This is a genomic window from Exiguobacterium chiriqhucha RW-2 (assembly GCF_000416965.1).
In the GTDB taxonomy this organism is placed as follows: Bacteria; Bacillota; Bacilli; order Exiguobacteriales; family Exiguobacteriaceae; genus Exiguobacterium; species Exiguobacterium chiriqhucha.
Genome location: NZ_ATCL01000009.1, coordinates 102789 through 123463 on the forward strand (window position 1 = coordinate 102789; position 20675 = coordinate 123463).

The 20675-nt window shown below is 52.7% G+C and carries 23 protein-coding genes; 18 read left to right on the top strand and 5 right to left on the bottom strand.

Annotated features, from left to right (window positions below):
* Window positions 1-5: 5 nt before the first annotated feature.
* From sufD to M467_RS17805, 6 genes are all read left to right on the top strand, one after another.
* The gene (gene sufD / locus M467_RS17780) at window positions 6-1274 is read left to right on the top strand and encodes a Fe-S cluster assembly protein SufD (protein ID WP_021065496.1); all 1269 of its coding nucleotides are present in this window, start codon (window positions 6-8) and stop codon (window positions 1272-1274) included.
* Between the two features lies 1 nt (window position 1275).
* Window positions 1276-2496, top strand: a complete 1221-nt coding sequence (locus M467_RS17785; RefSeq protein ID WP_021065497.1) for a cysteine desulfurase — start codon at window positions 1276-1278, stop codon at window positions 2494-2496.
* A complete protein-coding gene (sufU, locus tag M467_RS17790; RefSeq protein WP_021065498.1) occupies window positions 2486-2920 on the top strand; it encodes a Fe-S cluster assembly sulfur transfer protein SufU in 435 nt (144 codons plus the stop codon). The genes M467_RS17785 and sufU overlap by 11 nt, the downstream gene beginning before the upstream one ends.
* A 19-nt stretch (window positions 2921-2939) precedes the next feature.
* Window positions 2940-4337, top strand: coding sequence for a Fe-S cluster assembly protein SufB (gene sufB, locus M467_RS17795; protein WP_021065499.1), 1398 nt, complete (start codon window positions 2940-2942; stop codon window positions 4335-4337).
* Window positions 4338-4471: 134 nt separating this feature from the next.
* On the top strand, window positions 4472-4846 hold the full coding sequence (locus tag M467_RS17800; protein WP_021065500.1) for a YciI family protein: 375 nt from the start codon (window positions 4472-4474) through the stop codon (window positions 4844-4846).
* A 127-nt stretch (window positions 4847-4973) separates the two neighbouring features.
* Window positions 4974-5948, top strand: a complete 975-nt coding sequence (locus M467_RS17805; protein WP_021065501.1) for an L-lactate dehydrogenase — start codon at window positions 4974-4976, stop codon at window positions 5946-5948.
* A 35-nt stretch (window positions 5949-5983) separates the two neighbouring features.
* Here M467_RS17805 and M467_RS17810 read toward each other — a convergent pair whose 3' ends face one another.
* Window positions 5984-7366 carry an alanine/glycine:cation symporter family protein gene (locus M467_RS17810; protein ID WP_021065502.1) on the bottom strand — a complete coding sequence of 461 codons (1383 nt, stop codon included), beginning with the start codon at window positions 7364-7366 and terminating at the stop codon, window positions 5984-5986.
* Between the two features lie 92 nt (window positions 7367-7458).
* Here M467_RS17810 and M467_RS17815 point away from each other — a divergent pair, with 92 nt between their 5' ends.
* The 8 genes from M467_RS17815 to M467_RS17850 all read left to right on the top strand — a co-directional run bounded on the left by M467_RS17815 (window position 7459) and on the right by M467_RS17850 (window position 14475).
* Window positions 7459-7731, top strand: a complete 273-nt coding sequence (locus M467_RS17815) for an acylphosphatase (protein WP_021065503.1) — start codon at window positions 7459-7461, stop codon at window positions 7729-7731.
* 241 nt (window positions 7732-7972) lie between these two features.
* Window positions 7973-9292 carry a branched-chain amino acid transport system II carrier protein gene (gene brnQ, locus M467_RS17820; RefSeq protein WP_021065504.1) on the top strand — a complete coding sequence of 440 codons (1320 nt, stop codon included), beginning with the start codon at window positions 7973-7975 and terminating at the stop codon, window positions 9290-9292.
* Between the two features lie 114 nt (window positions 9293-9406).
* The gene (locus M467_RS17825; RefSeq protein WP_021065505.1) at window positions 9407-10588 is read left to right on the top strand and encodes an MFS transporter; all 1182 of its coding nucleotides are present in this window, start codon (window positions 9407-9409) and stop codon (window positions 10586-10588) included.
* A gap of 17 nt (window positions 10589-10605) precedes the next feature.
* On the top strand, window positions 10606-11451 hold the full coding sequence (locus tag M467_RS17830; RefSeq protein ID WP_021065506.1) for a DUF72 domain-containing protein: 846 nt from the start codon (window positions 10606-10608) through the stop codon (window positions 11449-11451).
* 14 nt (window positions 11452-11465) lie between these two features.
* Window positions 11466-12806 carry a bifunctional metallophosphatase/5'-nucleotidase gene (locus tag M467_RS17835; protein ID WP_021065507.1) on the top strand — a complete coding sequence of 447 codons (1341 nt, stop codon included), beginning with the start codon at window positions 11466-11468 and terminating at the stop codon, window positions 12804-12806.
* A gap of 48 nt (window positions 12807-12854) precedes the next feature.
* Window positions 12855-13235: a YutD family protein gene (locus M467_RS17840; RefSeq protein WP_021065508.1), complete on the top strand. Its 381-nt coding sequence runs from the start codon at window positions 12855-12857 to the stop codon at window positions 13233-13235.
* 165 nt (window positions 13236-13400) lie between these two features.
* Window positions 13401-13706, top strand: coding sequence for a hypothetical protein (locus M467_RS17845; RefSeq protein ID WP_021065509.1), 306 nt, complete (start codon window positions 13401-13403; stop codon window positions 13704-13706).
* A 100-nt stretch (window positions 13707-13806) separates the two neighbouring features.
* Window positions 13807-14475: a DUF975 family protein gene (locus M467_RS17850; protein WP_021065510.1), complete on the top strand. Its 669-nt coding sequence runs from the start codon at window positions 13807-13809 to the stop codon at window positions 14473-14475.
* Window positions 14476-14512: 37 nt separating this feature from the next.
* Here M467_RS17850 and glpX read toward each other — a convergent pair whose 3' ends face one another.
* Entirely contained in the window at window positions 14513-15493 is a 981-nt protein-coding gene (gene glpX, locus M467_RS17855; protein WP_021065511.1) for a class II fructose-bisphosphatase, read from the bottom strand.
* A 158-nt stretch (window positions 15494-15651) separates the two neighbouring features.
* Between glpX and M467_RS17860 the strand changes: the two genes are divergently transcribed.
* Window positions 15652-16095, top strand: coding sequence for a DUF86 domain-containing protein (locus M467_RS17860; RefSeq protein ID WP_021065512.1), 444 nt, complete (start codon window positions 15652-15654; stop codon window positions 16093-16095).
* 4 nt (window positions 16096-16099) lie between these two features.
* The gene (locus M467_RS17865; RefSeq protein WP_021065513.1) at window positions 16100-16870 is read left to right on the top strand and encodes a TIGR01457 family HAD-type hydrolase; all 771 of its coding nucleotides are present in this window, start codon (window positions 16100-16102) and stop codon (window positions 16868-16870) included.
* 34 nt (window positions 16871-16904) lie between these two features.
* Here M467_RS17865 and M467_RS17870 read toward each other — a convergent pair whose 3' ends face one another.
* Complete coding sequence (locus M467_RS17870; protein ID WP_228617585.1) at window positions 16905-17162, bottom strand: NifU family protein; 258 nt, start codon at window positions 17160-17162, stop codon at window positions 16905-16907.
* A 96-nt stretch (window positions 17163-17258) separates the two neighbouring features.
* Between M467_RS17870 and M467_RS17875 the strand changes: the two genes are divergently transcribed.
* On the top strand, window positions 17259-17552 hold the full coding sequence (locus tag M467_RS17875; RefSeq protein ID WP_029595112.1) for a DUF1462 family protein: 294 nt from the start codon (window positions 17259-17261) through the stop codon (window positions 17550-17552).
* Window positions 17553-17590: 38 nt separating this feature from the next.
* Here M467_RS17875 and M467_RS17880 read toward each other — a convergent pair whose 3' ends face one another.
* Together M467_RS17880 and M467_RS17885 are read right to left on the bottom strand one after the other, a co-directional pair.
* Window positions 17591-19021, bottom strand: a complete 1431-nt coding sequence (locus M467_RS17880; protein WP_021065515.1) for a S8 family peptidase — start codon at window positions 19019-19021, stop codon at window positions 17591-17593.
* Between the two features lie 238 nt (window positions 19022-19259).
* Window positions 19260-20315 carry an NAD(P)/FAD-dependent oxidoreductase gene (locus tag M467_RS17885; protein WP_021065516.1) on the bottom strand — a complete coding sequence of 352 codons (1056 nt, stop codon included), beginning with the start codon at window positions 20313-20315 and terminating at the stop codon, window positions 19260-19262.
* Window positions 20316-20412: 97 nt separating this feature from the next.
* On the opposite strand from M467_RS17885, the gene M467_RS17890 reads away from it, so the two are divergent.
* A complete protein-coding gene (locus tag M467_RS17890; RefSeq protein ID WP_021065517.1) occupies window positions 20413-20649 on the top strand; it encodes a YuzB family protein in 237 nt (78 codons plus the stop codon).
* Window positions 20650-20675 lie beyond the last annotated feature (26 nt).

Genomic DNA, 20675 nt, shown 5'->3' on the forward strand with positions numbered 1-20675 from the left:
GTACGATGACCGTACAATTTGAATTGGATGCACAAGCAGTAGCGGCACGTGCAGAGGCGCTCGGTGGACCTTCATGGATGGTCAACCGTCGCAAAGAAGCAGCAGAACTTGCGCCGACTCTCGCCTTGCCAAAAGTTGAAAAGATCAAGATTGATAAATGGGACTTCGTCTCTGGAGACGTCGAGCTCACGAAGCATGACGGCTTGACGCCTGAAATCGAAGCACTTCTTGGAGACCACCGTACAAACGTGCTCGTTGAACGCAACGGTCATGTCGTCTACAACGAACTTGCGACGCCAGAAGGTGTCCTCTTCATGGGCATCAACGAAGCGATGGAACAACATCCGGACCTCGTCGAGAAATACTTCATGACGGAAGGTGTCCGCGTGGACGAAGAACGTTTGTCTGCGTTGAACGCTGCCCTCATGAACGGCGGTGCGTTCTTATACGTACCGAAGAACGTTCAGTTGAAAGACCCGCTCCAAGCCATCTTCACGATGGAACAAGCGAACGGCGCGCTCTATCACCACACGATCATCGTCGCAGACGAAGGCAGTGAATTGACGTACGTCGAGAGCTTCCTCTCGAACACGAACGAGCCGCACACGGTCAACGCTGTGACGGAAGTGTTCGCTGGCGCGAACGCGAAAGTCGTCTTCGGTGGCGTCGACCAGCTCGCTGAGTCGGCTCTCTCGTTCATGAACCGCCGCGGTGTCGTCTATGAGAACGCACGCCTCGAATGGGCGCTCGGTCATATGAATGACGGCAACTCGGTCGTTGAGACGAAAACACACCTCGTCGGAGACAACACGTTCTCAGACACTAAAGCGGTCACGATCGGTCGTGGCGCACAGAAACAAAACTTCAACATCCGGACGGACCATTTCGGGAAGTCTTCAGAAGGGTTCATCTTGATTCACGGTGTCCAAAAAGATTCGGCCACGGCCATCTTCAGCGGGACATCGATGATTCACCATGGCGCTTCGAAATCGAACGGCGTTCAAACGGAACGTGTGCTCATGTTGTCTGAAAAGGCACGTGGAGATGCGAACCCGATTCTCCTCATCGATGAGGACGACGTCATGGCAGGTCACGCCGCTTCGGTCGGACGCGTCGACGACGTGCAGCTCTACTACTTGATGAGCCGCGGTTTGTCACGTAAAGAAGCCGAACGGTTGATCATTCACGGATTCTTGAACCCGGTCGTCGAGCAACTCGCGATCGAGTCGGTCAAAGACCGTCTCCGTGAAGTCATCGAAGGGAAAGTACGTTAAGATGATTGATGCCTCGATTCGTAAACAGTTCCCGATTTTAGATCAGGAAATCAACGGTCATCCGCTCGTCTATCTCGACAGCGCGGCGAGCTCCCAAAAACCGCTTGCTGTCATCGAGGCGATCGAGGATTACTATCGCCGCATCCACTCGAACGTGCACCGGGGCGTCCATACGCTCGGGACGCACGCGACGGATGCGTATGAAGGGGCGCGGGAGCGCGTCCGTTCATTCATCAACGCCGCCGTCCCAGAAGAAATCATCTTCACACGCGGGACGACGACGGCGATTAACCTCGTCGCGTCAAGCTACGGGGACGCCAACGTCGGCGCGGGGGACGAAATCGTCCTCACGCCGATGGAGCACCACGCCAACTTGATTCCGTGGCAACAGCTCGCCAAGCGTAAAGGGGCCACGCTCCGTTACGTCGAACTGACGCCGGACGGTCGGGTCACGCTCGACGCGGTCCGTGCCGTCTTGTCGGACCGGACGAAAATCGTCGCCATGAGTCACGTCTCGAACGTGCTCGGCACGATCAACCCGATCACCGACGTGGCGAAGCTCGCCCATGAAAAAGGCGCGGTCATGGTCGTCGATGCGGCGCAAAGCGCACCGCACCGGAAACTTGACGTGCAAGCACTCGATTGCGACTTCCTCGCCTTCTCAGGCCATAAGATGCTCGGTCCGACCGGGATCGGTGTCTTATACGGGAAGAAGCAGTTGCTCAAAAACATGGAACCGGTCGAATTCGGTGGCGAGATGATCGATTACGTCGACTTGTATGAGTCGACATGGAAAGACATCCCTTACCGGTTCGAAGCAGGGACGCCGATTATCGCCGGCGCCGTCGGTTTGGCAGCGGCCATCGACTTTTTAGAAGACCTCGGTCTCGAGAACGTCGAAGCCCACGAACGGGCGCTCGCGACGTACGCCATCGAACAGATGCGTACGATTGAAGGCATTGAAATTTACGGACCAGAGGAACGGGTCGGACTCGTCACGTTCAATTTAGGTGACGTGCACGCTCACGACTTAGCAACCGTCTTGGATATGCAAGGCATCGCGGTCCGGGCCGGCCACCACTGTGCCCAGCCGCTCATGCGTCTCCTGAAGCAATCATCGACAGCCCGAGCGAGCTTCTACTTGTACAATACGAAAGAAGAGGTCGACCGCTTCATCGAAGGGCTACGTCAAACGAAGGAGTATTTCAATTATGAGTTTTAACAATCTCGACATGTTGTACCGACAGGTCATCATGGATCATTATAAAAACCCAAGAAACCGTGGCGTCATCGAAGATGGCGTGACGGTCGACTTGAACAACCCGACATGCGGGGATTCACTCCGACTCCAACTCCAAGTCGAGGACGGAATCGTGAAAGATGCCAAGTTCGAAGGTGAAGGCTGTTCAATCAGTCTCGCGTCGGCATCGATGATGACTCAAATCGTGAAGGGCAAGTCTGTTGACGAGGCACTCCAATTGGCCACCATCTTCTCGGAGATGGTCCAAGGAAAAGACTATGATACAGACAAGTTCGACCTAGGCGACATCGAAGCGTTGTCTGGCGTCTCAAAGTTTCCGGCTCGCATCAAGTGTGCCACGCTCGCGTGGAAAGCGCTTGAAAAGGGAGTCGACGAGGAAGCGTAAGTAGAAGGAGGAGACCGATATGGCGAAAAACATGCCTGACATTGGCGATTATAAATATGGCTTCCATGACCGAGACATCTCGATTTTCCGTTCAGGCCGCGGCTTGACGAATGAAATCGTAGAGACGATCTCGCGCATGAAAGAAGAACCGGCATGGATGCTCGAGTTCCGCTTGAAATCACTCGAACAGTTCCGCAAAATGCCGATGCCGACATGGGGCGGCGATCTCACAGCACTAGATTTCGATGAGATCACGTATTATGTCAAACCGTCTGAAAAGACAGAGCACTCGTGGGACGAGGTTCCTGAAGAAATCAAACGTACGTTTGACAAGCTCGGAATCCCGGAAGCGGAGCAAAAATACTTGGCAGGCGTCTCGGCTCAGTATGAGTCTGAGGTTGTCTATCACAGCATGCAAGAAGACTTTGAAGCGAAAGGTGTCATCTTCAAAGATACAGACACAGCGCTCAAAGAAAACGAAGACCTCTTCCGTGAGTACTTCGGAAAATTGATTCCACCGACGGACAACAAGTTCTCGGCGCTCAACTCGGCTGTATGGTCAGGTGGCTCGTTCATCTACGTACCAAAAGGGGTGAAGCTCGAGCAACCGCTCCAAGCTTACTTCCGCATCAACTCGGAGAACATGGGTCAGTTCGAGCGGACGCTCATCATCGTCGACGAAGGCGCTTCTGTCCATTACGTCGAAGGATGTACAGCACCGGTCTACACGACGAACTCACTCCACTCAGCGGTCGTTGAGATTTTCGTCAACAAAGACGCATACTGCCGCTATACGACAATCCAGAACTGGGCGAACAACGTCTACAACTTGGTCACGAAGCGTGCTGTTTGTGAAGCGGGTGGATCGATGGAATGGATCGATGGCAACATCGGTTCGAAACTCACGATGAAATACCCGGCCGTCATCTTGAAAGGTGAAGGCTCACGCGGTATGACGCTCTCAATCGCTCTCGGCGGTAAAGGGCAGCACCAAGACGCGGGCGCGAAGATGATTCACCTCGCACCGAACACGTCGTCGTCAATCGTCTCGAAGTCGATCTCGAAACAAGGCGGAAAAGTCTCGTATCGCGGAATCGTCCACTTCGGTCGTAAAGCGAAAGGTGCACGTTCGAATATCGAATGTGACACGCTCATCATGGATAACCAGTCGACGTCGGACACGATCCCGTACAACGAGATCTTGAACGACCAAGTCTCACTCGAGCACGAAGCGAAAGTCTCTAAAGTGTCAGAAGAGCAACTCTTCTACCTCATGAGCCGTGGAATCTCGGAAGAAGAAGCGACGGAGATGATCGTCATGGGCTTCATCGAGCCGTTCACGAAAGAATTGCCAATGGAATATGCCGTCGAAATGAACCGTCTCATCAAGTTTGAGATGGAAGGATCGATCGGATAATCCTGAATAGATGAGGAAAGACGGTTGACATGATTTCATGTCGACCGTCTTTTTGTGTAGGCAATGCCTGTAAACAGGGAATAGGGAATGGGATAAGATGATGCGTGACTGTAGATTCGAGAGGAGAAGATCACATGATGTTCTTGGTAACGGGATATTTCAACGCTGACAAAATGAACGAAAAGACCGACCTGGAAATCGATCAAATCATGGCTACGTGTGAACCATACTTACAGGAGCTATATGCAAGTGAACAGGTGTTGATGGATATGGGGCTTGAAGCGAGCATGAAACAACTCAAGCGGGAGTCACATCAGATTTCGATTACGGATGGGCCTGTTACTGAATCGAAGGAAGTCATGGGAAGTGCGTTCGTGATTGAAGCGTTGGATATGGAGGATGCGGTCAGAATCGCTTCCATCCATCCGACGACCCAAGTGCCCGAAGCGGAAGCATTAGGGTGGCGGCTCGAGATTCGGCCGGTTCACTATTATCGGGAGCGAGAGTGACATGTGTCATAAACATGGTTTTGTTTAGAAGCGAATTCCTCACAAGTGAGTTCGCTTTTTTTGTCGTGAAACGAACGCCAGTCGGGTATGCTAAGTAAGAGAACACGTTTAGAAAGGGATGAAGCATATGGATCACTTGAACACGATTGACCCAGAAGACATCACCCGTATCGCCGTCGTCGGCGCTGGATGGGTCGGCGTCAGTTTCGCCTATCAACTGTCGATGGCCGCGCTCTGTGAAGAGCTCGTCTTGATTGATTCGAACCACGCCAAGGCTGAAGGAGAGGCGATGGACCTCAATCACGGGATATCATTCGCCCCGAGTCCGGTCCGGATTTGGGCAGGTGACTACTCGGACTGCCGCGACGCCGATATCGTCGTCATCACGGCCGGTGCCGCGCAAAAGCTCGGTCAGACCCAGATGGACCTCGCCGAACAAAATGCGAAGGTCATGCAACATGTCACGGAACAAATTATGGCGAGCGGATTCGACGGCATCATCGTCGTCGCGACGAACCCGGTCAATGTCATGGCACACGTCGTCTGGAAGGCGTCCGGCTTGCCGAAACATCGCGTTATCGGTTCAGGAACAGTCCTTGATACGGCGCGTCTCCGTTATAAGGTAGGCGAGTACTTCGACTTGTCGTCGCGGAACTGTCACGTCTATTACATGGGTGAGCACGGTGCCGGGGGCTTCGTCGCCTGGGACAACGCCCGCGTTTACGGGAAGTCGATGAAGCAGCTACTTGAGGAGAATGAATCGTATCGCCAAGAAGATTTGGACGCCATCTATCAAGGAGTCCGCGATGCGGCGAATCAAATCATCGAATATAAGAGCGCGGCGTACTACGCGATCGGGCTCGGGCTCCTCCGAATCGTCCGCGCCATCGTCCGGAATGAGAACTCCGTCGTGACAATCGGTGCCCATCTCGATGGCGAATACGGTGCCTCAGGTCTCCATATCGGCGTACCGGCCTTGATTGACCGGACTGGTATCCGCCAAATTATCGAGATTGAACTGACGGACGAGGAACAAGGACAGTTCGATGCCTCGGTCGGACGGATTCGCCAAGCGATTGACAACATCGAATCATCAACATAAAAAGGACCCGGCTGCAATCGCAGCCGGGTTTGTCATTACGACGCCTTCTTCTCGGCGACGTCTTTCTTATAATATTTCTCGGACGTGAAGAACTCGGTCGTCAAGCGCTTCACTTCGCCGCTCAACATCAAGACGGCAATCATGTTCGGGATAAGAATCATCGCGAGCATCAAATCAAGGAAGTTCCAAATCATCTGTGCTCCACCGATTGCACCGATGACGATTGAGCCGATATAGACGACTTTCATCAGGAAGCCGGCCTTCAAACCGAATAAGTACTCGGCTTGGCGCGACCCGTAGAAGATGATGACGATAATCGTCGACAAGACGAAGAAGATGAGCGAGATTGTGACGAGCAGGCTACCCGTGTACCCGAAGTACTGTTGGAACGCGATGGTTGTCAGGGCTGCTGGATCGTTCATCGCATCGGCCCGTGTCCATACACCGGACGACAAGACAACGAACGCCGTCGTGCTACAGATGATGAGCGTATCGATGACGATCCCGATCACGGCCCAGAAGCCTTGCCGGACCGGATGATCCGTTTGCGCAGCGGCGTGGGCAATCGGTGCCGTCCCGAGTCCTGCCTCGTTCGAATAAAGACCACGGGCGAAGCCCCAACGAATCGTCTCGGCGATGGCGGCACCAGCGAAACCACCGAGCGCGGCCATCGGTTGGAATGCGTATGAGAAGATGAGCCCGAGTACTTCCGGGATTTGTGAGAAATTCATCAAGACGATAATGAAACCGGCACCGACATAGACGAGTGCCATCGCCGGGACGATGACTTCCGTCACTTTCGCGATGCGTTTCATACCGCCGAAGACGACGAGGGCGACGAGCCCGGCGACGATAATCCCGGTCACAAGGGTATTGCCGTTGAACGTCTCTCTGACGGCCGAACTGACGGCGTTTCCTTGAACCATGATACTCGGGATGAGTTCGATCATGAGAGCGAAGGCGAACCATGAGGCGAGCCATTTCAGCTTCAAGCCTTTCGCCATATAGTAGACGGGACCGCCGACAAATTCACCGGTCTCGTTCTTCTCGCGGTAACGGACGGCGAGGACGCTCTCCGAGAACTTGATGGCCATCCCGACGACGGCGATGACCCACATCCAGAAGATGGCGCCCGGCCCGCCGAACATGATGGCGGCCGGTACCCCGATGATATTGGCGGCACCGATCGTCGAAGATAAGGCTGACGTCAACGCCTGGCGGGGACTGATATCACCTTCACCTTTTGGTTTTTTGAAAACACTGCCTAACGTTTGTTGCATTATGTAGAGGGGGTATCGGAATTGGAAGAATCCTAAACGAATCGTCAAATAGAGTCCAGACAAAACGAGTAACGAGATGATTGGCACACCCCATAGCCAATCTGAAATTGTCGTCACCACAGTCACAAGTTGTTCCACATCACCACTCCTATCCAGTATTTTACTTATATATTGTTGCCTAACGAGACAGAGGCTAAACCCATTCTTTCAAATTAGAGGAGGAGACTTATATGAAACAAGCACAGCATCTTATCGTATCGGGCCGGGTCCAAGGGGTCGGCTTCCGTTACTTCGCGCAAGCGACTGCCCTTGAATACGGCATCACAGGTTGGGTCCGGAATTTGAATGACGGGACGGTTGAACTTCAAATCGAAGGAGACGCGGAGAGACTCGAATCATATAAACGCGCCCTCTATGACGGCAATCGTTTTGTCGGGGTCGAACGGATTGAAGCGGAAGACACGACGGTCGAATCATTCCGGAAGTTTGATATCCGTTATTGACCATTTTTCTCATTTACAGCTAGTCAATGAGTGTGACCAACCGATAATTTGTAAATTAAGGGAACGGTTCCATACAATAAATCCACATTTCAAAAAAATAAACATCATTTTTATGGATAGGGTGGTCAAAAAAATGAAAGTGTGTATAATGAAATAGACCAAGCGGTTTATTGTCAGAAAATTTAGTCATTTGATTCATTGGGTAACACGGAAGGTATTACATGTATGTGGAGGTAGTTGTATGAAAAAATCGACATTATTCCCGTTAGCATTCACGATTTTCGCATTATTCTTCGGGGCCGGGAACTTGCTGTTCCCACCGATGCTAGGTGCGATGGCAGGACAGAACCTCGTCCCAGCCCTAGTCGGCTTCGTCATTACCGGCGTCGGGCTACCATTACTCGCGCTCTTCGCAGTCGCGCGGGTCGGCGGTGGATCTGACCAAATCGCTCGGTATATTCCGAAGCGACTTGCGCTCGTCTTGACGGGATTAATGTACGTGGCGATTGGACCGTTCTTCGGGATTCCTCGGACGGCAGCAGTCACGTATGAGATGGGAGTCGTACCGTTCCTCGGTGCGCCATCTACGCTCACGCTCGCAATCAGTTCAACTGTCTTCTTCGGTTTGACGTTCTTCTTGACGTTACGCGCTCAGAAATTGATTGAAGTCATCGGACGTATCATCACGCCAATCCTCTTGCTCTTGCTTGCGGCAATTGGAATCACGAACCTCGTGGCTCCACTCGGGAAGCCGGTCGCACCAGCAGAAGGATATGAGACGTGGATTGGTGCCCTCGGGGAAGGCTTCAAACAAGGCTACTTGACGATGGACGTCTTCGGCGCTCTCGTCTTCGGTGCCATCGTGCTCGTCACGCTCAAAGCGAACGGTATGACGGACCAGAAAGAAGCATCTTCACTCCTTCGGACGTCTGGAATGCTCGCTGTCACATGTTTAATGCTCGTCTATATCTCGCTCGGGTCGATTGGAGCGAACATGACGGGCCAAACGGGAACGACGGACGGAGCAAGCTTGCTTCAAGCGTTTGCAGGTTCGTCTTTCGGACAAGTCGGAATGCTCGCGCTCGGGGCTGCGGTCTTCCTCGCTTGTTTGACGACAGCGGTCGGACTCATCACTGAGTTCTCACGCTTCATCAGCAACACGTTCGAATCACTCAAGTATTACCAAGTCGTCATCGCGACGACGTTGTTCGGCTTCATGATTTCACTCGTCGGACTCGGTATGTTGATTGAAATCGCAGTACCGCTTCTCACGCTCTTGTATCCGGTCATGATCGCACTCGTGCTCGTCTCGATTACGGAGCGGATTCAACGCAACCCGCATGTCGCGATGAAGGCGACTGTATATACGGCCCTCGTGCTCTCGCTCTTCGAGACGACACACGGATTGGCGCCGTCAGCAGTTACAGCTTGGATCACGAACTTGCCGATGGCTGAGATCGGACTCGCTTGGGCAGTTCCAACATTGATCGTGTATGTGATCACACTGTTTTTACCGAAAAATCGTTCCAACCAATCACTCGCTCAATCACGCATCTCATAAGCAAGTGTTTGAACACCCATCCTCTGGTCAAGGATGGGTGTTTTGCTGTCTTATCGTTTGCTCATTTCATTCATCAACAAGTAAAATGAAAGGATGAAAAGGAAGTGACATACATTGACGACTAAACAAAAGAAACAATTGGCGATTCTCATGTTGAACATGTTCATCGCTGTAGCAGGATTCGGGATTATCATACCGATTATTCCTGATTATTTGAAGATGATTGGAGAAGGCGGAACCGCTGCCGGACTCATGATCTCTGTCTTTGCCGGGGCCCAGCTGCTCATGTCGCCGATTGCCGGGAAATGGGCGGACGTTTACGGCCGCAGGCTCATGATCATCCTCGGACTCATCGGGTTTACCATCTCGATGGGCGTCTTTTACTTATCAGACAACTTGACCGTCCTGTTGATTTCACGGGCGATCGGCGGCGTCGGGGCCGCTCTCTTGATTCCGGCCATCTTTGCTTACGTGGCCGATATCACAACGCTCAAACAACGGGCGAAAGGGAACAGTTATATTTCCGCGGCAATGTCGCTCGGGATTGTCATCGGCCCAGGAATCGGTGGTTTCTTCGCCGAATTCGGGTTGAAGGCACCGCTCTTGTTATCGGCGATCGTATCATTCGTTGCCGTCATCTCGTCAATCATTCTATTGAAAGAACCGGACCGTGAACCGTATGTCCAAACGAGTGAGAGTGAATCGTTACCGCGTCAACTCGTGTCATCGACACGGAAACCGTATTTCTTCGTGCTCGTCATCAACTTGGTCATGGCGTTCGGTTTGATGGCATACGAGTCGGTCCTCGGTCTGTTCGTCAGTGAGACGTTCAGCGCAACGCCGCAACAAATCGCGGTCATGATCACCGGGACGGGAATCGTCAGCGTCATCGTCCAGCTGTTCGCGGTCGATCGTCTTGTCTCGCTGTTCGGTGAGATTAAAGTCGTGCTCATCTTTATCATGCTCGCTGCGCTCGGTTTCTTGTTCTCACTGTTTGCCGGGTCTTACACGATTTTCTTCGCGGTCACGTTGATTATCTTCTTGTCGACGTCAATTTTACGACCGGTATTGAATACGCTCGTATCGAAAATGGCAGATAAAGAGCAAGGGTTTGCGATGGGGATGAACAATGCTTATATGAGCATCGGGAATATCGTCGGACCAACGCTTGCCGGAATCGCCTTCGATATCGATATGCGCTATCCGTTTGTGATGGGGCTCGTCCTGTTGCTCGTGACGTTCGCGGGAACGTTGAATTGGTCGAAACGGAACACGGCGGCCACGTTCGAACAATAAGTTGAGGAGGGAATGTGATGATTTATGTCGGTGTGACGGGGTGGGGAGACCATGATTTACTGTATACGACCCCAGAAGAACGAAAACATAAACTGTCGACCTATGCGGGGCATTTCCCGACCGTTGAAATCGATTCCTCGTTTTATGCGATTCAACCGGTGAAGAATTACGAGAAGTGGAACTTGGAAACACCGGAGACGTTCCAATTCATCGTCAAAGTTTCCAGGGAAATGAGCGGCCATGACCGGGAGCCGAAGCTACCTCTCGCCGAGCTGTTCGAGCGGTATCGAACGTCTGTCGAACCGCTGAAACAAGCTGGGAAGCTACGAGCCGTGCTCGTCCAACTCCCGCCCTGGTTCGATGTCTCGAAGCCACATCTCGATTATTTACGGACGATCCGTGACGAGTTGCGCGACTATGACATCGCCATCGAGTTCCGGAACCCGACGTGGTTCTCCGAGGCGTTCCGGGAGCGGACGCTCGCATTCTTAAAGGAACAACGCTTCATCAATACGATTTGTGATGAGCCGCAAACGAAAGAGAGCAGCATCCCGTTCGTCCCGGTCGTGACCAATCCGGACGTGGCCGTCGTGCGCTTGCACGGCCGCAACACCGCCGGCTGGCTCCGAAAGCCGGGCATGACGAGCCAAGAATGGCGTCACGTCCGCTGCCTGTATCGCTATAGTGAGGATGAACTGCAGGAGCTCGCTGCGGCCCTCAAACAAGTCGATGAAACAGCGAAGTCGGTGTACGTCTACTTCAACAACAACTCGGCCGGCGACGCGGTACCAAACGCCAAACGGTTGATTGAGATTCTCGGTGCTGAATATGAACTCGCCCCGAGCCAAATCAGTCTGTTCTAGGAAGGGGGATCGTCTTGAGAACGATTACGATGTTCCATTATAATGACTTACATTCGAAATTCCATAACTGGCCGCGGTTCGTCTCGTTTTTGAATGAGCATCGGACGGACGAGACGCTCGTCTTCGATCTCGGCGACCATGCCGATCGGACCCATCCGGCGACAGAAGTGACGCGCGGACAAGTGAACGTCCGACTGCTCAATCGGATTCGACCGACGGCGGTCACGATCGGCAATAATGAAGGCATCACGTTCCCGCACGACTGGCTCGCCCATCTGTATGACGAGGCCGCGTTCCCGGTCCTATTAGGGAACGTCTATCAAGCAGCTGGTGAACGACCGGAATGGGCGTCGGAGACGCTCATCGTCGAACGAGAGGGAATTCAGATCGGGCTGTTCGGAGTGACCGCTCCGTATGAAGAGCTTTATCCTGAACTCGGCTGGGCCATCGAAGCACCACATGCGGCAACGGCGCGTGCCCTCGAGACACTTCGAGACTGCGACGTCATCATCGCGCTCAGCCATCTCGGCTTTTATGCCGACGAGCGGCTGGCCGAGGCGTTCCCAGAAATCGATGTCATCCTCGGAGCCCATACCCATCACGTGCTCGATGAGGGTGTCGTCACGAACGGCGTCCTGATTGCGCAGGCCGGCAAATACGGGCAGTACGTCGGGCAAATCGAGCTGACCATCGAAGGAAAGCAGGTCATCGAGAAACGGGCTTGTCTCCACGATGTATCGGAGCGCGAACCTGATGAAGCGACGGTCGCGGTTCTAGCCGCAGAGTATGGTCAAGCCGAGCGTCTGCTCGATGTGACGATTGCCGAGACACCAGGTTATGAAAGTGACTGGTTCGGTCCGTCGGCCATCGGAGACCTATTGGCGAGCGGACTTGCGGACTGGTGTGACGCCGAGTTGAGTATTATCCCATCCGGTGTCTTGTTAGAAGGTTTGCGCCCGGGCCACGTCACGCTCAATATGTTGCACCGGATTTGTCCGCATCCGATCAACCCTTGTCTCTTGACGCTTGACGGGGCGACCCTCGTCCGATTTTTGAACGATGTCCAAGAAGATGCGTTCACGACAATGCATGTCCGTGGCCTCGGTTTTCGCGGGACGGTGCTCGGTAGCCCGATCCTCCATGGAATCGACAGCCGACACGGTCGCTATTCGATCAATGGTGAGGAAATCAAGCTAGACGGGACGTATCGTGTCGCCACGGTCGACATGTTCACGTTCGGACCGCTCCTTCCGTATTTGGCCGATCAGCCGAAGCGTTACTTTATGCCGGAACTGCTTCGTGACGTGTTACGCGAGACGATCGTGACCCGTCATAATGCCATCCGAAAAGGATAGGGACGGGACCGGTCGGCATGCTATGATAGAACAGTGGAGGTGTGAAACATGATTAGAGTGAATCGCCACGGCTATACCGTCATTGAAGAGAAACGTGACGGTTTTGACGAGGAAGCGTTCATCGCACGCTATAGCGACGTGCTTGATAAATACGATTATATCGTCGGGGATTGGGGCCACGGACAGCTTCGGTTGAAAGGGTTCTATGAGACGAAGTCCAAGTTCGCGACGTATGATAATCGAATCGATCACGTGATGGATTACGTGTATGAATACTGTAACTTTGGGTGCCCGTTCTTTGTACTCAAAAAAGAGACGGAAATCGATGAGGCGGAAGACGGTCCAGTCTTCGGTGGCACGAAACAACCGCTCAAACTGAAACGCAAATTCAATAAATCGGAAGAAGCCGAGCCTTCGACCGGTACATGACGCGCTGATGACATCAGCGCTTTTTTGTTACATTTATTTTCCAAATGTTTCTTTTAGGTGAAAAGACGGTGTGACAGGTTTAGGGATAGGAAAATTGTGATAACTTATATTTAAGGTTATTGTTTCTGTTCGGGTTTTTGTGGGTTTTGGAAGTGAGGTGGAAGTATGCAACACGTACAAACGGCGACCGTCGGTGACCGCGATGACGTCCATAATCGAATTCATAATTTCGGCTTGGGCGTACTGGCGATGTTGTTCTTCGGGTTCGGGAGTATCATGACGTTTTACTTCACCGCCGCAGTCCTGATTTATGAGGTTGTCCACGTCTTGCTAATCCGCCGCTTTGAATATCGTCAGGCGTTTTTGAGAAGCCGCCTCTTTAAAATTATTTCGTTGGCGGCAGTGGCCACAGGTGTGCTCTTATTTATCGTATCGATGTCACAGTTTTTCATGGGCAACGTCATGTATTGAAGGGAAAGGAAAAACCTTTTCCCTTTTTTCGTGTTTTTTTGAAACTTTTCGTGAAGTGATGACGTACACTGAAGAGAGAACTCAAAAAAGGATGATGAAAATGACTGCACAACTTAAGCAACATGCACAACAAATGTTAACTGGTAAGCGTTGGCTACTCGCCGGGCTATTAATTTTGTTCGTCGTCTTGAACGGGATTCCACAATCGTTCGCGCCTCCTGTAGATCCAGAAGCGGTCCCAACAGCAGCGGACACGGGACTTACGTTCTTGTCGCTCCTCCTCACATTATTGATCGCACCGCTCGCCATCGGTTGGTCTTGGCTCGTCCTATCTGTATCGCGCGGTGACAAGCCTGCTGTTTCGACGTTGTTCGAGCCGTTCAAAACGGGATACGTCAAGCACGTGCTCGCCCCGTTCTTCATGGGATTGTTTATCTTCCTTTGGTCGCTGCTCCTCGTGATTCCGGGAATCATCAAAAGTTTCTCGTACTCACTCACGTATTACATCTTACGTGACCAGCCGGAATTATCGGCCCTCGAGGCGATCACCGAATCACGCCGGATGATGGACGGGCATAAGATGGACGCGTTCAAACTCGTCCTCTCGTTCATCGGTTGGTTCCTTCTCGGGGTCATTACACTCGGTATCGGTTTCTTGTACGTCTATCCATACTTTACGACGACGTATGCGACGTTCTACGATTCACTTCGGAAAGCAGAACAACCGCAGACGAACCATGTCGGGACAGATTTTGAACAAGGATTCTAAACGAAAACCTCCGCTCATCGAGAGCGGAGGTTTTGTATTAGGCGTTGACTTCTTGTTTTTGGAGGTAGGGCTTGAGCGATAACGTGTGTTCGGCGACGACTTTACGAATCGTCTTCGTCTTCGATCGCATGACGAGTGACGTCGTCTCGACGATATCGTCCGTCAAGAATTTTACGCCGTCGAGCAATTCGCCCGATGTGACGCCTGTCGCCGCAAAGATGCAGTCGTCGCTCTTGACGAGGTCGTCAAGCGTGAGCAATTGGAGTGGGTCCTCGATGCCCATCGAGATGACACGTGCTGTCTCTTCCTCGTTCATCGGGTGGAGCCGTGCCTGCATGTCACCGCCGAGCGCTTTGACGGCCGCTGCGGTGATGACGCCTTCTGGTGCGCCGCCCGTACTGATGAAGATATCGATCGGGTTCGACTTGACGGCCGCTGCGATTCCAGCGGAGACGTCGCCGTCTTCGAACAGCTTGACGCGTGCGCCCATGTTCATCGCCGCTTGACGGAAATGTTCATGACGATCACGGTCTTGCATGATGACGGTCACTTCCTCGATACGCTTGCCGTTATAAAGGGCGGCTTTCTCGATAATCGACTCAAGCGGTTCGTCGAGTGAGACTTTGCCTTTTAAATTCGGTCCGACGACGAGCTTATCCATATACATATCTGGTGCGTGGAGGAGGGCGCCTTTATCCGCGACCGCGATGACGACCATGGCGTCCCCGAGTCCTTTGGCGACGATCGATGTCCCTTCGAGCGGGTCGACGGCGATATCGACTTCTGGTCCGAACGTCGTGCCGAGACGTTCCCCGATGTATAGCATCGGCGCCTCATCGAGTTCACCTTCACCAATGACGACAGTTGCATCCATATTGATCGTACCGAGTACTTCACGCATGGCCGATGTCGCTGCGTCATCCGCTTCATTCTTCTGACCACGACCGATCCATTTCGATGAGGCCAATGCTGCTGCCTCGGTTGCTCGTACGATCTCTAACGCTAATTCTCGTTCCATAGTGTTGTACCCTCCACGTGATATCTATTTAATGTGACATACTAATAGTTGTGTTAATCCGTGGATTAGTGTATCACAATTACGTAAATGATGTAAATAGGAGAGATTCTTTTCTCGAACGAGAAAAAGGATTACTATAGGAGGCAGGGGGGATTGCGATGTATTTTGTAAACAGAGAAAAGATTAACGAGACGTTGACCCATATGGAGACGATGCTCAGTCGACTCGATCAATTAGAGGGGGACGCGTTCACCATCGAGCTGGCGAAACAACGTTTGGCCGTTCACTTGATGGAGGGCGTGATTGACGTCGGCAACTCGATGATTGACGGGTTCATCATGCGTGACCCGGGCAGCTATGAGGATATTGTCGACATCTTGCTCGACGAGCGTGTGCTCGACGCTGAGACGGCGGAAGCGACGAAAGCGCTCGTCGGATTACGGGCGCACTATGTCAGGGAGTTCGTCACGGCAAATTCGGCCCGGTTCGACGCCTGGGTCGACCGTGATAAATCAACGTTCGAGGCATTCCCGGAGCAGGTCCGACGCTATCTCGAGGTGGAGCTCGGTCCTGTATCAGCATTTTTACCAGAAAGCGAGTGATTGGATGAATCCGATTAAAGGATACTTATTTGATTTAGATGGCACGATGTATGCGGGGACGGCCCCGATTCAAGCAGCGGTCGATTTTGTGAATCGACTCGAGGCGACTGGCTTCCCATACTTATTCGTCACGAACAACGCGTCGATGACGCCGGAGCAAGTGGCGGATAAACTTGTCTCGATGGGTGTGCATGTGACGCCTGAGCACGTATTGACGAGTGCGATGGCGACGGCCCGTTATATCGAGAAGATGACGCCAGGGGCGACGATTTACATGATCGGGGAAGATGGCCTGCGCCTGGCGCTCGAAGAACGCGGTTTCCATGTGACGGAAGAGGCGAAGGCGGATTACGTCGTCGTCGGGCTCGACCGGCACATCACATACGAAAAGTTGGCGAAAGGCGCGCTCGCGATCCGTTCCGGCGCTCGTTTCATCTCGACGAACGGCGATATCGCCATTCCGACGGAACGCGGCTTTTTACCAGGGAACGGTGCGCTCACGTCCGTCTTGACGGTAACGACGGAAAAAGATCCGTTCTTTATCGGCAAACCAGAACCGGTCATGGTCGATATCGCGCTTGAAATGATTGGTCTCACGAAAGAAGAAGTCGTCATGGTCGGGGATAACTACCATACTGACATCTTGTTCGGGATCAACGGCGGGATTCGGACGCTCCACGTCAACTCAGGCGTGCATGGTCCGGCTTTCATTCAGGAACAAGAAAAACTCCCGACCTATATGGTCGAGAGCTTGGACGAATGGACGCATGCATGAAAAAAAGGGATGACATGATTGTCTCCCTTTTTGTTTAGAATACTTGTTCGACTTCAACGATGCCAGGTACTTCTTCGATGAGCGCGCGCTCAATCCCGGCTTTCAATGTAATTGTTGAAGATGGGCAGCTGCCGCATGCACCCATCAAACGAAGTTTGACGATGCCTTCTTCTACATCAACGAGTTCGACGTCACCGCCGTCGCGAAGCAAGAACGGGCGTAATTTATCGAGTACTTCTTGGACTTGATCAAACATTTCCATGGTATCTACCCCTTTCTGGTTCTCTTTCATTCTAGCAAGTTTGAGATTGTTTCTCAATCATTAACGCTGAGCGTTTTGTGACGATGCCCCTTCTTGATTTTTGTATAATAGGAAAGAAGAGGGGGAATGGACATGAAAATCACAGTATATGGGGCCGAAGTACAGTGTGCGAGCTGTGTCGGGGCGCCGAGTTCGATTGAGACATACGAATGGTTGCAAAGCGCATTGGCACGGAAATACCCGAATCAGGCGTTCGAGTTCGAGTACATCGACTTTGAGACGGCAGATGATGACATCGCCGAAGCAATCAAGCAAGACGAGTGGTTCTATCCGCTCGTGCTCATCGATGGGGAAGTGGTGGACGAAGGGGTCGTCCAACTCCGAAAAGTCTATTCGGCCATCGAACAGACGACAGCATGAAAAGAGTCGAGCGACGATTGTCGTTCGACTCTTGTGCGTTATAGAAGACGGAACGACGACGTCGCCGAACCTGCCGTGTAACCAGCGAGCGTCGCATCAGATTTTACTTGATACGTCCCACGTTGTGACGAAGAGCTTGTCGAGAGCGTGAACGTGATGGCGCCCGTTGAACTTGTCTTGCCTGTCCCTGTGAGCGTCGCGCCGTTTGGCTGTGTGACCGTCACACGGACGTCGGCGTTCGCGACCGCTTGGCCGTTCGAATTCAGGACTGTTGAAGAGATCGAGACGACTTCACCAGCGTAGTAAGTTGATTTCGATGTCGATACTGTCGTCGTGAGCGCTTGGACCGGTTGCGTCGTGCCACCAGACGTCGGTGCTTGCACGAGTCCGTTTCCGAACCATGTGTCACGTCCGGCCGTTCCGAGGTCGATTGACTCTTGTGACAGTTTCGTGCGGAGTTGCGAGCTCGACAACGTCGGGAACGCTTGCTTCATGAGTGCGAGGTTACCGGCGACGTAAGGTGTCGCCATCGATGTCCCGCTCATTTGACCGTAGCCGCCGTTCGCGAGTGTCGAGTTGATACTCACACCTGGTGCTGCGACTTCGACCGTGCTACCTGTCGCCGAGAACGAGGCGCGGTTGTTGTTGATGTCCGTCGCCGCGACGGCGATGGCCGAGCTGTAACGGGCTGGGTAGTTGACGAGGTCACCTGTACCGTCAGCGCGTCCGTTGTTACCGGCTGCCGCGACGACGAGGATACCCGCGTTATTGGCGCGATCGACGACTTGTTGGAGCGTCGTCGATGGACTTGTCGTCCCGAGACTCAAGTTGATGACGTCCATATCGTTCGTGATCGACCAGTCAATCCCGGCGATGATACTCGAGAGGCTACCACTACCGTTGGCTTCGAGTGCTTTAACGGCATAGATGCTCGCCTCATGGGCAATCCCGACCGTTCCGATGCTGTTGTTGCGGGCACCGATAATCCCGGCGACGTGCGTACCGTGACCGTTGTCATCCGCGTATGAGCTCGTGACTGTACTGAACGAGGCACCACCAGAAATCGTCAAATCAGGGTGCGGCGAGATTCCGGTATCAACGACAGATACTTTCACGCCTTTCCCGGTGTAGCCACTCTGCCAAGCTGATGGAGCTTTCAACTTCGGAATGCCCCAGTCTTGCGTCTGATTTTCGATTTGTACCGTTTGATCGACTTCCACGTGGGCGACGTTCGGGTTGTTCTTCAAGCCATTCAAGGCAGCCTTCGGTACTTCGAGCGCTGCGGCCGGAATGTTTTTGTACTGTTGGCGAACTTCCATGCCTTCAATCGAGAGCGGGATGTTTTTCGCCGATTCCTTGAAGACGACGATGACACGTTCTTTCTCTTTGTTCGGGGCGGCTTCTGCGCCTCCTGGAACGGTTGACAAGACGAGCAGTGAGGCGAGGACAGTGCTGCAAACTTTTTTCAACTTGTTTCCTCCTTCGGGTTATGTAGGCGAGGTGACGCGATGTCGAACTGCCGTGCCCATAGAGTAACAAGTTTTCCCATCGGGTAAAATATGTCAATGGAATTAAAAATCTGAATATTTAGATAAGGATACAGGGGATTCAGATACAAGACTTTTGACTCAAGGAGATGGCAGCAGAACGCCAAATCGAATCCGATAAACAAAAAAACGGGTGACCCTAAAGGTCGACCCGTTCATGTTATTTAATGACTTTATGTTTCCAAAGAATCCCGGACTTGAGCAGTCGAGCGACTTTTCCGGTGAGCGACTGTTTGCCCATGAAGACACCGAAGCCGGCCTTCTTCCCGAGCGAGCCGAGCGTTCCTCGGAGTTTGATATCCGGTAAATCCGGATAACTGACGCCTTTCCATTTACAGAGCAACACTTGGACGATCTGTTCCGCTTGCGCTTCAGCGAGTTGACCGGAAGGTGCATACGGAAGGCTGGCGTTGTCTCCGACGACGAAGATGTCCGGCTGTTCCGGGACGTAATGGTGCGGTGTCAATTTGACGCGCCCGCCGCCATCGAGTTCCCACCCTTGATTTCGGACGACGGCGACCGGTTGAATCCCAGCCGTCCAAACCGTCAAATCAGACGGGAAGTGTTGCTCGTGATTCCATAGGCCGTCGGCGTCGACCCGGACGATATTCGACTGGTTGATGACCTCGACGCCGTGCTCTTCGAACCAAGACTGGACATACATCGAGACGCGGCTCGATAGGAACGATAAGACCGATGGGCCACGGTCGAACAAACGGACCGTCAAATCAGGACGGCTCTCGCGCAGCTCGCTGGCGAGTTCGACACCCGATAATCCAGCACCGACGATTGAGACGATTGAACCGGGCGACAGACCGTTGATGGCTTGTTGGGTCTTACGTGATTCTTCTAACGTTTGGATGCTGTACGTGAACTCGGCGGCGCCAGGCACGTTGTGATACTTGTCCTCGCATCCGAGTCCGATGACGAGGTCGTCATACGGTACTTTTTCACCGCTCGCGAGCAGAACCATCTTGTCTCCAGCGTCGATATCGGTGACTTGACCGTATATGTAATCGATCTCTTCTGGAAAATCGATACGGATATCGCGATCCGATACGGTCCCCGCCGCAAGTGCGTAATACTCTGTTTTTAACCCATGGTAAGGTAGACGATCGATGAGTGTGATCGATACGTCCTTCAGCTGATGGCCGAGGACGCGTTCGATTACACGCATACCCCCGTAACCGCCTCCCAAGACGACTAATTTGCGCATAAAAATCCCCCTTTGTTACACTTCAACTGTATCATGTTATAATACGCCGTAGAAGAACCATTTTCCTGTTTTGAGGGAAAGGGGAAGGGTGAATGACATGATGAATCCGATCATTGAGTTCTGTGCCTCCAATTTGGCGATGGGCTCGCAAATCGCCCGGGCCAAACTAGAGTCCGATCCAGACCTAGATGTCGTTGAATACGGCTGTACAGGCTACTGTGGCGTCTGTTCGCTCGACTTGTTTTGCCTAGTCGATGGAGAGGTCGTGACGGGAGATACGCCAGAGCAACTCGTGACGAACGTATATGAAAAAATTGAAGAAATGGCTTGGTGAAAAAGTTTGAAGCAACTTCAAACTTT

Excerpts from the sequence above, each read along its gene's own strand:
- sufD (WP_021065496.1), top strand. The coding sequence starts at position 6 with ATGACCGTACAATTTGAATTGGATGCACAAGCAGTAGCGGCACGTGCA.
- M467_RS17785 (WP_021065497.1), top strand. The coding sequence starts at position 1,276 with ATGATTGATGCCTCGATTCGTAAACAGTTCCCGATTTTAGATCAGGAA.
- sufU (WP_021065498.1), top strand. The coding sequence starts at position 2,486 with ATGAGTTTTAACAATCTCGACATGTTGTACCGACAGGTCATCATGGAT.
- sufB (WP_021065499.1), top strand. The coding sequence starts at position 2,940 with ATGGCGAAAAACATGCCTGACATTGGCGATTATAAATATGGCTTCCAT.
- M467_RS17800 (WP_021065500.1), top strand. The coding sequence starts at position 4,472 with ATGATGTTCTTGGTAACGGGATATTTCAACGCTGACAAAATGAACGAA.
- M467_RS17805 (WP_021065501.1), top strand. The coding sequence starts at position 4,974 with ATGGATCACTTGAACACGATTGACCCAGAAGACATCACCCGTATCGCC.
- M467_RS17815 (WP_021065503.1), top strand. The coding sequence starts at position 7,459 with ATGAAACAAGCACAGCATCTTATCGTATCGGGCCGGGTCCAAGGGGTC.
- brnQ (WP_021065504.1), top strand. The coding sequence starts at position 7,973 with ATGAAAAAATCGACATTATTCCCGTTAGCATTCACGATTTTCGCATTA.
- M467_RS17830 (WP_021065506.1), top strand. The coding sequence starts at position 10,606 with ATGATTTATGTCGGTGTGACGGGGTGGGGAGACCATGATTTACTGTAT.
- M467_RS17840 (WP_021065508.1), top strand. The coding sequence starts at position 12,855 with ATGATTAGAGTGAATCGCCACGGCTATACCGTCATTGAAGAGAAACGT.
- M467_RS17845 (WP_021065509.1), top strand. The coding sequence starts at position 13,401 with ATGCAACACGTACAAACGGCGACCGTCGGTGACCGCGATGACGTCCAT.
- M467_RS17850 (WP_021065510.1), top strand. The coding sequence starts at position 13,807 with ATGACTGCACAACTTAAGCAACATGCACAACAAATGTTAACTGGTAAG.
- glpX (WP_021065511.1), bottom strand. The coding sequence starts at position 15,493 with ATGGAACGAGAATTAGCGTTAGAGATCGTACGAGCAACCGAGGCAGCA.
- M467_RS17860 (WP_021065512.1), top strand. The coding sequence starts at position 15,652 with ATGTATTTTGTAAACAGAGAAAAGATTAACGAGACGTTGACCCATATG.
- M467_RS17865 (WP_021065513.1), top strand. The coding sequence starts at position 16,100 with ATGAATCCGATTAAAGGATACTTATTTGATTTAGATGGCACGATGTAT.
- M467_RS17870 (WP_228617585.1), bottom strand. The coding sequence starts at position 17,162 with ATGAAAGAGAACCAGAAAGGGGTAGATACCATGGAAATGTTTGATCAA.
- M467_RS17875 (WP_029595112.1), top strand. The coding sequence starts at position 17,259 with ATGGACATGAAAATCACAGTATATGGGGCCGAAGTACAGTGTGCGAGC.
- M467_RS17885 (WP_021065516.1), bottom strand. The coding sequence starts at position 20,315 with ATGCGCAAATTAGTCGTCTTGGGAGGCGGTTACGGGGGTATGCGTGTA.
- M467_RS17890 (WP_021065517.1), top strand. The coding sequence starts at position 20,413 with ATGATGAATCCGATCATTGAGTTCTGTGCCTCCAATTTGGCGATGGGC.